This is a genomic window from Liberiplasma polymorphum, assembly GCF_043951795.1.
GTDB classification, from domain to species: domain Bacteria; phylum Bacillota_I; class Bacilli_A; order Izemoplasmatales; family Izemoplasmataceae; genus Liberiplasma; species Liberiplasma polymorphum.
In genome coordinates, this window is record NZ_JBIOAG010000024.1 from 19,247 (window position 1) to 30,254 (window position 11,008).

General features: G+C 34.6%; 11 protein-coding genes. All 11 read left to right on the forward strand.

Features of this window, described 5'->3' with window-relative positions; translation table 11 throughout:
• The first annotated feature begins 63 nt into the window (after window positions 1–63).
• The 11 genes from ACHAJD_RS06680 to phaZ all read left to right on the forward strand — a co-directional run bounded on the left by ACHAJD_RS06680 (window position 64) and on the right by phaZ (window position 10,950).
• On the forward strand, window positions 64–1,275 hold the full coding sequence (locus ACHAJD_RS06680; RefSeq protein WP_435585081.1) for an acetyl-CoA C-acetyltransferase: 1,212 nt from the start codon (window positions 64–66) through the stop codon (window positions 1,273–1,275).
• On the forward strand, window positions 1,275–1,994 hold the full coding sequence (gene fabG, locus ACHAJD_RS06685; protein ID WP_435585082.1) for a 3-oxoacyl-ACP reductase FabG: 720 nt from the start codon (window positions 1,275–1,277) through the stop codon (window positions 1,992–1,994). Before ACHAJD_RS06680 ends, fabG begins: the two co-directional genes overlap by 1 nt.
• Window positions 1,995–2,014: 20 nt before the next feature.
• The gene (locus tag ACHAJD_RS06690) at window positions 2,015–3,046 is read left to right on the forward strand and encodes a 3-oxoacyl-ACP synthase (protein ID WP_435585083.1); all 1,032 of its coding nucleotides are present in this window, start codon (window positions 2,015–2,017) and stop codon (window positions 3,044–3,046) included.
• Window positions 3,039–3,914, forward strand: coding sequence for a branched-chain amino acid ABC transporter permease (locus ACHAJD_RS06695; RefSeq protein WP_435585084.1), 876 nt, complete (start codon window positions 3,039–3,041; stop codon window positions 3,912–3,914). The genes ACHAJD_RS06690 and ACHAJD_RS06695 overlap by 8 nt, the downstream gene beginning before the upstream one ends.
• An 11-nt stretch (window positions 3,915–3,925) precedes the next feature.
• The gene (locus ACHAJD_RS06700; protein WP_435585085.1) at window positions 3,926–4,987 is read left to right on the forward strand and encodes a branched-chain amino acid ABC transporter permease; all 1,062 of its coding nucleotides are present in this window, start codon (window positions 3,926–3,928) and stop codon (window positions 4,985–4,987) included.
• A complete protein-coding gene (locus tag ACHAJD_RS06705) occupies window positions 4,974–5,774 on the forward strand; it encodes an ABC transporter ATP-binding protein (protein WP_435585086.1) in 801 nt (266 codons plus the stop codon). The genes ACHAJD_RS06700 and ACHAJD_RS06705 overlap by 14 nt, the downstream gene beginning before the upstream one ends.
• The gene (locus ACHAJD_RS06710; RefSeq protein ID WP_435585087.1) at window positions 5,767–6,600 is read left to right on the forward strand and encodes an ABC transporter ATP-binding protein; all 834 of its coding nucleotides are present in this window, start codon (window positions 5,767–5,769) and stop codon (window positions 6,598–6,600) included. The genes ACHAJD_RS06705 and ACHAJD_RS06710 overlap by 8 nt, the downstream gene beginning before the upstream one ends.
• Before the next feature lie 55 nt (window positions 6,601–6,655).
• The gene (locus ACHAJD_RS06715; protein ID WP_435585088.1) at window positions 6,656–7,864 is read left to right on the forward strand and encodes an ABC transporter substrate-binding protein; all 1,209 of its coding nucleotides are present in this window, start codon (window positions 6,656–6,658) and stop codon (window positions 7,862–7,864) included.
• Window positions 7,865–7,934: 70 nt separating this feature from the next.
• On the forward strand, window positions 7,935–9,233 hold the full coding sequence (locus tag ACHAJD_RS06720; RefSeq protein WP_435585089.1) for an acetyl-CoA hydrolase/transferase family protein: 1,299 nt from the start codon (window positions 7,935–7,937) through the stop codon (window positions 9,231–9,233).
• A 1-nt stretch (window position 9,234) separates the two neighbouring features.
• Window positions 9,235–10,059 (forward strand): alpha/beta fold hydrolase, encoded by an 825-nt coding sequence (locus ACHAJD_RS06725; RefSeq protein ID WP_435585090.1) that lies wholly within the window; start codon window positions 9,235–9,237, stop codon window positions 10,057–10,059.
• Window positions 10,060–10,074: 15 nt separating this feature from the next.
• The gene (gene phaZ / locus ACHAJD_RS06730; RefSeq protein ID WP_435585091.1) at window positions 10,075–10,950 is read left to right on the forward strand and encodes an intracellular short-chain-length polyhydroxyalkanoate depolymerase; all 876 of its coding nucleotides are present in this window, start codon (window positions 10,075–10,077) and stop codon (window positions 10,948–10,950) included.
• Window positions 10,951–11,008 lie beyond the last annotated feature (58 nt).

Below are 11,008 nucleotides of genomic sequence, written 5' to 3' on the forward strand. Positions count from 1 at the left end.
AGTATAATCTATTTAAATAAATAAAGCAAGATGTTGCTTATATATATAATAAGGAGGAAAAGAATGAAAAAAGTGTATGTTGTTAGTGCGAAAAGAACGGCTATTGGATCTTTTATGGGAACGCTTGGTGACTTGCATCCCGCAATATACGGTTCAGAAGTAGTAAAAACAATTTTAAATGAGACGGGTGTGCCAAAGGATGCGGTAGATGAAGTTGTTGTTGGTAATATTTTGCCAGCTGGACTTGGTCAAGGGGTTGCTAGACAAGTAGCAATTCATGCAGGTATTCCAACTAGTGTACCAGCTTATGGAGTTAACATGGTATGTGGATCAGGAATGAAAACAGTAATGAATGCGTTTACAAGCATCCAAGCTGGCCTGCATAATGTTGTCATTGCAGGTGGCGTTGAATCAATGAGTAAAGCACCATATATTTTACCTGATAAAATTCGACCAGGGATTAAAATGGGTGGGTTTACTGTGAAAGATCATATGATTGATGATGCACTTATGGATGCTTTTAATCCAATTCATATGGGTATCACTGCAGAAAACATTGTAGAAAAATATGGACTATCAAGAGAAGAACAAGATCAATTTGCCATTAACAGTCAAACACGTGCAATTAAAGCCGTGGATGCCGGGCGCTTTAAAGACGAAATTGTACCTATCACAATTTCTACACGTAAAGGAGACTTTGTTTTTGAGACGGATGAATATCCAAATAGAGTAACTACTTATGAAAAATTAAGTTCATTACGTCCAGCATTTAAAAAAGATGGTAGTGTCACTGCAGGCAATAGTTCGGGGATTAATGATGGGGCTAGTTTCATGTTAATTGTAAGTGAAGAAGCGCTTAAAAAATATAACTTAACCCCTTTAGCAGAAATTGTTGGAATTGGTCAAGGTGGTGTAGATCCGAACTTTATGGGATTAGGACCAGTACCAGCTATTGATGCAGCACTTAAACATTCTAAATTAGCATTTAATGATTTAGAACTCTTTGAATTAAATGAAGCATTTGCTGCACAAAGTTTAGGCGTGTTAAAAGATTTAGAAACTGCCTATGGTGTTACAATCGATGAAATGATTGCAAAAACGAATGTTAATGGTGGTGCTATTGCTTTAGGTCATCCTGTTGGCGCAAGTGGCAATAGAATTATCGTTACTTTATTACATGAAATGATTAAAAGCAATAAAACTTATGGCCTAGCCTCACTTTGTATTGGTGGCGGTATGGGTACAGCAATTATATTAAAAAGGAGTGAACAATAATGCGTTTAGAAGGTAAAGTTGCAGTAATTACAGGTGGTGCACAAGGATTAGGACAAGCAATGGCAGAGCGTTTTGCACAAGAAGGTGCAAAAGTTATCGCTGTGGATATGCAGCCACTTACATATACTAACGATTCAGTCGAAGGTGCTATTTTAAATGTTACTGATAGCACTGCATGTAAAGCGTTTTTTGAAGAAAAAATAGCTAAATATGGAAGAATTGATATTCTTGTAAATAATGCAGGCATTACGCGTGATGCAATGACACGTAAAATGACTGATGAGCAATGGGATTTAGTCATTGATGTCAATTTAAAAGGTGTATTCAACTTAACAAGACACATTGGCCCACACATGGAAGAAATGGGTGGGGGTTCAATTATTAATATTTCCAGTGTTGTTGGAGAGTTTGGAAATATTGGTCAAGCAAACTATGCAGCGACTAAAGCTGGTGTAATTGGATTAGCAAAAACTTGGGCTAAAGAATTTGCACGTAAAGGCGTTCCTGTTCGTGTAAATGCGATTGCACCAGGCTATATAATGACTGATATTTTAAAAACCGTTCCAGAAGATTTACTAAAACAATTTGCTGCATTAACTATGCTAAAGCGCATAGGAGAACCAATTGAAATTGCCAATGCTGCGTTATTTTTAGCAAGCGAAGAATCAAGTTATGTTACAGGACATGTATTAAGTGTTAATGGTGGCATGAGACTTTAATAAATTTAGGAGTGATTAACATGTCCAATAAGCATGTTGGTGTAGTAGGTACAGGAATTTACTTACCGAAACACAAAAAAACCGCGAAAGAAATTGCAAAAGCCACTAATGGATTATGGACTGAAGAAGCGGTTATAGATAAATTAGGTATTAAAGAAATTTATGTGCCAAGCGATACTGATGGTACACAAGAAATGGCATATTTAGCAGCAATGGATGCCCTTAGTAACACAGGTGTTAATCCACTAGATATCGATGTGATCTTATCAATCGGAGAAGAATGGAAAGAATATCCACTGACAACAAGTGCTTTATATGTACAAGGAAAAATCGGTGCTGATAATGCTTGGGGTATCGATATTCAAAACCGTTGTTCAACCGGTGTTAGTGCCTTGAAAATGGCAAAAGATATGTTAATAGCGGATGATGATATTCATGTAGTCATGATAGTTGGTGGTTATAGAAATGGTGATTTCGTAGACTTTAAAGATAAAAATATGTCAATGATGTATAATTTATCAGCTGGTGCTGGTGCGATGATTCTTAAGAAAAACTACGGCAAAAATCTTTTACTAGGGTCACATATTATTGCAGATGGATCATTAGCACGTACAGCAGGGGTTGAAATTGGTGGAACGGTTAATCCAATTACAAAAGACAATTTTGATGCTGCGTACAAATCTTTACGTTTAATGGAACCAGAAAAAATGAAAAATCGTTTAAACGACGTTTCAATGAAGAATTGGTTTCAATGTATTGATAAAGCCTTAGAAAAATCTTTGTTAACTAGGAAAGATATAGATTATTTAGCAATTTTACATATTAAACGTTCTGGACATTTAGGGATGCTTAAAGAATTAGGCTTAACCGAAGCACAAACTATTTATTTAGAACATTATGGTCATATTGGCCAAATCGATCAAATTTTATCATTACATTTAGCATTAAAAGATAAAATTGTAAAAGACGGTTCAGTAATTTGTATGATTGCGGCTGGTATTGGGTATGTATGGGGTGCATCTATTATTAAATGGGGTGAAGCAGATGAGTAACTTTTTACGTCTTATATTTAATAGTTTACAAACCGGTAGTATATTTGCGCTTGCCGCATTAGGAATTGTATTAATCTTTAGAACAAGTCGTACAACGAACTTCGCACAAGGATTAATAGGAACCTTTAATGCTTACGTTGCAGCAACTGTAATGGTAAGACTGGGGTTTAATATTTGGATTTCTACACTAGTTGCTATGATAACAGCATTTATTATGGGGATTATCATTGATACAATTATTATTCGTCCAGCCGCAAAAGTAAGCCCGATTTCAAAACAAATTATTACTTTAGGGATCATCATGGTAATCATTGGTATCATTCCTTATTTCTTTGGGGTAGATTCGATGTACTTACCAAACTTTATCCCAACAGGTAGTTTCAATATATTTGGGGCGGCTTTAAGATATAATACATTATTTGTTATTTCGGTATCTTTAGTTTTAATGGGATTGATGTTTTGGTTTATTCAATATACCAAGTGGGGTCTAGCAACCCGCGTAACCGCATCAAATGAAACAACCTCTAAACTTATGGGTGTCCCAACTAATAATGTTACGATGGTCTCATGGGCTGTTGCAGCGATACTAGGAACACTTGCTGCAATATTTGTTGCACCGAATGTCAGTGTTCAAACAAATATGTTATTAAATGTTCAAGTAAGTGCATTCTTTGCTGGTACATTAGGTGGATTTAGCACCTTCTTAGGACCTGTAGTAGCAGCCTACATTATCGCATTTGCAAGAAACTTTACAGCGTTTTATATCAGTGATATTTGGGGAAATGTCATTGTTTACATGTCAATACTTGTTTTCTTATACTTTAAACCTTATGGGTTGTTAGGTAAGAAACCAATTAAGAAAGTTTAGGTGAACAAAAGATGAATACTTTAAATAAATTAGAAAACTTCTTCGGAAAAATCTCTGTTCAGTTTAAAAAATATCCCCTATTACCTTTTATTACATTTGGTGCATTAATTATGTTAATTGCGTTTATGCCAGGATTAAATATGATTCGCTGGTCTACGATGAGTGTATTTGCATATATTGTTATATATACCGTAGTCGCATTAGGCTTAAACATACTCTTAGGATTTAGTGGACTTATATCACTTGGTACAGCTGGATTTGTTGGGGCAGGTGCCTTGGGAACAAGCGTATTTATGAACATGGGCTTTCCATTTGGAATTGCTGTAATCTTAGCATTAGTTTGCGCAGGATTAATCGGGGCATTAATTGGAATATTTTCACTTAAAGTTGATGGGATTTATTTGGCAATTGCCACATTGTTTGTTGGAGAAATATTAAGCCAAATATATACTCAAATTTCAATATTTGGTGGTGAGTCCCTTAGTTTTGAATCCATTAAGTTATTTGGTTTCTTAGAATTAAGTAATAATCCACAACAAGATAGAGTCGTCTTATTTATTCTTATTACAATTGCTATGACCATTTGTATGCTCATCATGCATAACATTGTAAAAAGTAGAACTGGTCGTGCTTTAATGGCGATGAGTAGAAGTCAACATGCTGCTCAAGCAATGGGTGTAAGCTTAATTAAATACCGATTAACTGCATTTATTTTAGCAACATTATTCGCAACCTTTGGTGGTGCGTTATATACTTTATATTTCCAAAACGTCCCAACAAGAGCTTGGACACTAGATCTTAGTCTATTTATAATTGCAATGGTTGTGGTTGGTGGATTTAAGTCTATTATTGGAACGTTCTTAGGTGCATTTATTATTCATGGTGTTCCGAATTTATATTTAAAAGATTATTTTGGAGATATCTCATATATCTTCTCAGGTGTTTTAATCATTTTAGTCATCTTATTTTATCCAAACGGATTTGTCTATATTTGGTATGACATTAAAAGACTTTACTACAAGTTTAAGATTCGCATAAGCAAAAGGCAGGTGAAACCAAATGACAAAGGATAATGTTGTATTAAGCCTTAAAAACGTTTCGATGACATTTGGTGGATTAAAAGCTGTAAATGATTTAAGTTTTTCAATTAATCAAGGTGAAATCGTAGGACTCATTGGTCCAAACGGTGCAGGAAAAACAACCATATTTAACTGTGTTACACAATTTTATAAAAATTATGAAGGCATCATTTCATTTAAAAATCAAAACAATGAAATGATTGACTTACGCAACGTAAAAGTAACAAAAGTTATTGATCAAGGCCTTGTAAGAACCTTTCAAAATATAGAACTTGTCGCAGATTTATCGATTCTAGATAATGTTTTAATTGGTGCACATAATCAATTCAAAACCAATATTATTGCACACATATTAAAAACAAGAAAAGCGCGTAATGAGGAAAAAGCATTAAGAGAAAAGGCATTAGAAGTGTTAACATTCTTAGGCATTGATCATTTAAAAGATTTTTATGCTAAAGGACAACCTTATGGGGTCATGAAAAAAATAGAAATAGCACGTACTTTAATGGCGCAACCCTCACTTATTATTTTAGATGAACCTGCAGCGGGGTTAAATGATCAAGAAACCGATGAACTCGCAAAACTCATTTATAAAATACGTGAAAAATATAATACAACCATTCTACTCATTGAACACGATATGGGATTTGTTATGAATATTTGTGACCGTGTATGCGCAATTAACTTTGGTAAGTTCTTAGCAATGGATGTACCATTAAAAATTCAAAAGGATCCATCCGTTCAAGAAGCCTATTTAGGAAAGGATGAGACCATTGAATAAATTATTAGAAGTCAATGACTTACATGTTTCTTATGGGGCGATTCAAGCGTTAAAAGGTATTGATTTAGAAGTACACGAAGGTAGTATTGTCGCTATTTTAGGGGCTAACGGTGGGGGTAAAACCACACTACTTAAAAAGATATCAGGTGTTGTGCCTGCTCAAAAAGGTACCGTTACATTTAATGGGATTGACATCACAAAAACATCCCCTGAAAAAATTACTAATTTAGGGATTGTTCAATCCCCAGAAGGGCGTCAAATATTTGGAGATTTAAGTGTTTATGAAAATCTTATGATAGGGGCCTTTACAGTCAAACAACATGAAGTTAGATGGCCTAGAATCTATGATGAAGTTAAAACCCCACGTATTGAAGCGCTATATAAGCTTCAAAAAGAACAAGGATTAAAAGATGAAGATATTAATGTTCTTTTAAACAGAAAAGAAATGATAGCAAACAACTTAGAACGTGTTTATGATTATTTCCCTGTTTTAAAAGAAAGAAGTAAACAAATTGCTCAAACACTATCAGGTGGAGAACAACAAATGCTTGCAATAGGTAGAGCACTTATGGGGACACCTAAATTATTAGTACTTGATGAACCTTCTTTAGGACTTGCCCCGTTAATTGTCCAAAATATTTTCAAAATTATTAGCGAACTAAATGCTGAAGGGATTACCGTTTTAATTGTTGAACAAAACGCATTACAAACGTTAAAAATCGCGGATTATGCGTATGTTATCCAAGTCGGTAAACTCATTAAAGAAGGTAAAGCATCAACATTAATTAACGATCCAAAACTGATCGAAGCGTACTTAGGAAATTAGCAACACATCTGCGTTGCAGATTTCAAATAAAATTCTCAAAAATATGGAGGAAAATATGAAAAAGATTTTATTAGTTTTAGCATTATCTTTAAGCGTCATGACTTTAGCCGCATGTGGATCAAAAGAGACTTCACAAGGTGTAACAGACGATAAAGTACTAGTAGGAAATACCGCTGTTACTACAGGACCATTCGCATTCGTTGGTGTACCTTTTAACCAAGGTATGGTAGCTTACTTTGACATGATTAATGATCAAGGTGGCGTTAACGGACGCAAAATCGAACTTATTAACCGCAGTGATGACTTTAATGCTGCAATCGGATTAACCAATACACAACAATTAGTAGAAGATGATGAAGTGTTCGCATTAGTTGGACATTTTGGAACCCCTACTGTTGGTGCTTCAAAATCGTATCTTGATAGTGTTGGGATTCCACGTGTTTATTATGCAACTGGTATTAATGCATTATATAATACAAATGCAACTGGAAATCAACGTTCAAGTTTCCCAGTTCAACCTATCTATAGCCCAGAGGGTGAAGTTATGGTTGCACGTGCCGTTGCAGACTTAAATGCATCTAAAATTGGGGTTATTTATACCAATGCTGATGACGGTTTAGGTATGCTTGCTGGAATCGTATTAAAAGCAGCTGCTTTAGGCGTATCAGTACAAGTAGCACAAGTTGGTTCTGCAGATACAGATATGAGTTCTGCCGCTTTATCTATTATGGCAGCTAATGTTGACGTAGTTATTGTTGCTGCAAATCAAGTGCCTGGTTCTGTTGCGATTCGTGCATTAAATGAAGCAGGAAACACAAAACCAGTTATTACAAGTTATGTAAGTGCAAATGATGCTTGGTTAGACGGCGTTAAAGCAGTTTTACCAAACTTCGATGTCTATGCATCTTCATGGATTGATGTAACAGTTAATGACAATGCAGATTTAGATCTTTTTGTTCAAGAAGTATCTAAAGTTGACGCAGCTTTAGCAACAAACAGCTTTGCTTATGCTGGTTGGGTTGCTGGTGCAGCATTTGTTGAAGGATTAAAACGCGTTGGAAACGATGCATTAACATGGGAAAACTACATTAATGCAATGGAAGAAGCGCCACTTAACTTACCATTTGGTGTTATGGTTGACTACCAAAATGGTAGACGTGTCGGAACACAAAGTTTAGCATTATTAAAAGGGACAGTATCAGGAGATGCTGTAGCATGGGTTGTTGAAAGACCTTTACAATCAATCGACGAAATTTTAGAATAATTTAATCCATACGTAAACATTGGGTGATGGATTCCCATCACCCTCATATTACGTTTGAAGGGAGCATATCATGGCTAAAATCATTACCATCAAAGAAGCACTTAATTTAGTAAAAGATAACGACCATATCGTTGCAGGCATGGCCGCAAGTGAAGGCCGTGAGTTCTTTACGCATTTACACGAAATAGCAGATAATATTAACCATGTAACCATTGATAATTGTTTACCGCTTTATCCTTATGAGTTTATGGTAAACGATGCTTATAAGAATCATTTCACCATCAACAGTTGGTTTTTCTCAGGCGATTTAAGAAAAGCGTTTAAAAATAAAAATATCGCTTTTATTCCCAACCAACTTCATTTTGCGGGTAAAAAACGCGCAGAACATATGAAACCAAATATCTTTATCGGGAATGCAACCCCACCGGATAAACATGGTTTTGTGTCTTTATCGTTATCAAATGTTTATGAAAAACATATGATTGAAGTAGCCGATAAAGTAATTTTAGAAATTAACCCTCATTTACCAAGAACATTTGGTGACTTAGAGGTCCATCAAAACGATATAGATTATTTTATAGAAGTAGATTATAAAGCCCCAGTTTTACCAGATGCAGAACCGAGTGAAAAGGACTTATTAATTGGAAAAAACATTGCCGAGTACATTCATGACGGAGATACGATACAACTAGGTATAGGTGGCATTCCAAACGCTGTTGCTGCGGCATTAAGCGATAAAAAAGATCTAGGTGTCCATACTGAAATGCTTACAACTGGGTTTATGAAACTCTTTAAACAAGGCGTTGTAACGAATAAGAAAAAATCACTACATAAAGGAAAAATGGTCTGTGCTTTTGCACTTGGTACCCAAGAACTATACGACTTTTTAGATAATAACCCTGCCGTTATGTTTCTCGATGGAAATTATGTAAATGATCCAATGGTGATAGGCCTTAACGATAATCAGGTTTCTATTAATACAACCATTGAAGTTGATTTAACAGGACAGTGTTGTAGTGAATCAATCGGTACGATGCAGTTTAGCGGTACTGGAGGTCAAACAGATACTGCAACCGGTGCGCAACGCGCTAAAAACGGAAGAAGTTTTATCGCGCTTTATTCAACGACTATGGCTAAAAATCCAGAAACAGGTGAGCGTGAGGAAATTTCTAAAATTGTTTCAACCTTAAAACCTGGTGCTGCGGTTAGTTTATCACGTAATGATGTTGACTATGTTGTAACCGAATTTGGCGTTGCTCATTTAAGAGGAACTAGTATTAAAGAACGTGTTGAACGTTTAATAGCCATCGCACATCCTAAATTTAAAGAACAGCTTAAAAAAGAAGCTGAGATCATCGGATATATTTAATATGGCAATCTTTAACTATAATAATGATGCAATATTTTATCAAATTGATGGGGATGGTAATAAACCACATTTGCTTTTACTAAATGGGATTATGATGTCTACTAAAAGTTGGGACTCGTTTGTCCAACCACTTACCGATCATTTCACCTTATTAAGAGTAGATTTGTATGACCAAGGTCAAAGTACTAAAAAAACAGATTATTATACCCAAAGCATTCAAGTGGATTTAATTAAAGCTTTACTTGATGAACTCAAAATAAAAAAACTTCACATTACGGGCATTAGTTATGGTGGAAGTATAGCCCTACAGTTTGCAACAAAACATCAAGAAATGATAGATAAAATGATTGTATTAAATGCTGTAGCTAAGACATCTAAATGGTTAAAAGCTATTGGTGATGGATGGAATGAAGTCGCAAAAACACGTAATGGATTAGCTTATTATCACATTACTATCCCATTTATTTATTCACCAATGTTTTATAACTTTAATCACGAATGGATGGAAAACAGAAAAAAATTACTTATTCCAATATTTAGTAATGAAGTCTTTTTAGATGCAATGATTCGTTTAACGGTTAGTGCAGAAACCCATGATGTGACAAGTAGCCTTTCTAATATTAAAACAAAAACGTTAATTGTCTCAAGTGATGAAGACTATTTAACCCCACCCTTTGAACAAACATACTTAAAAAACGCATTACCAAACGCTCAAATGATTACTTTTCATGAATGTGGGCATGCGAGTATGTATGAAAAACCACAACTTTTTGTCTCCACAATTATAGGCTTTTTAAGTGAAAAAGTTTGGGATTATAATTTATAAGTAAAGGAAGATTGGATGAATAAAAAATCAGTTACATTAAGTAATAAAGAAACCATTTATTATCTTGAAGAAGGATTACATCATCAAGAAACCATTATTTTAGTTCACGGAAACATGAGCAGTTCAGTTCATTATTTACCTATTATTAAGCCATTATCAGAAAAATTTCATGTTATTGCGCTTGATCTAAGAGGATTTGGTGATTCAACTTATCACAAACCAATACAATCACTTGAAGATTTTGCAGATGATATTTATAGTTTTTTAAAAGTTTTGAAACGAGATAAAATTATCTTAGTTGGCTGGAGTGCAGGTGGTGGTGTTAGCTTAAAATTTGCAGCTAAATATCCAAACATGATTAAGAAACTAATTTTAATTGAGTCTGCATCAATAAAAGGCTATCCTATATTTAAAAAAGACGAAAAATACCAACCTATTTTAACTGAAATCTATCAAACTAAAGAAGAAATGGCAAAAGATCCAGTTCAAGTATTACCTGTTCAAATGGCTTTAAAAAATCAAGATAGTGCTTTTATGAAACGTATTTGGGAAGCGGCTATTTACAACACGAAGATCCCTGAAAATATAGACCTTTATATTAGTGAATCCTTAAAACAACGCAACTTAATTGATCTAGATTGGGCACTGATGACCTTTAATATTTCAAGTGAACATAATGGCGTAGTAGACGGTGATAATACCGTTGATAATATCCTTTGCCCAGTGTTAGCTATTTATGGGTTGAAAGATCTAGCTGTACCAAAATACATGTTTGATGAAACAGTAAAAGCCCTCAAGAATGTAAAAACACATCTATTTGATGAAGGATCGCATTCACCGATAACAGACTATCCAGAAGAACTTGCTAAACTAATAGTCGAGTTCATATAAATATAAAAATTTCTCCTAAAAGGTAAAGAAACTTTTCTGCAAAGTTTCTTTATTTTTT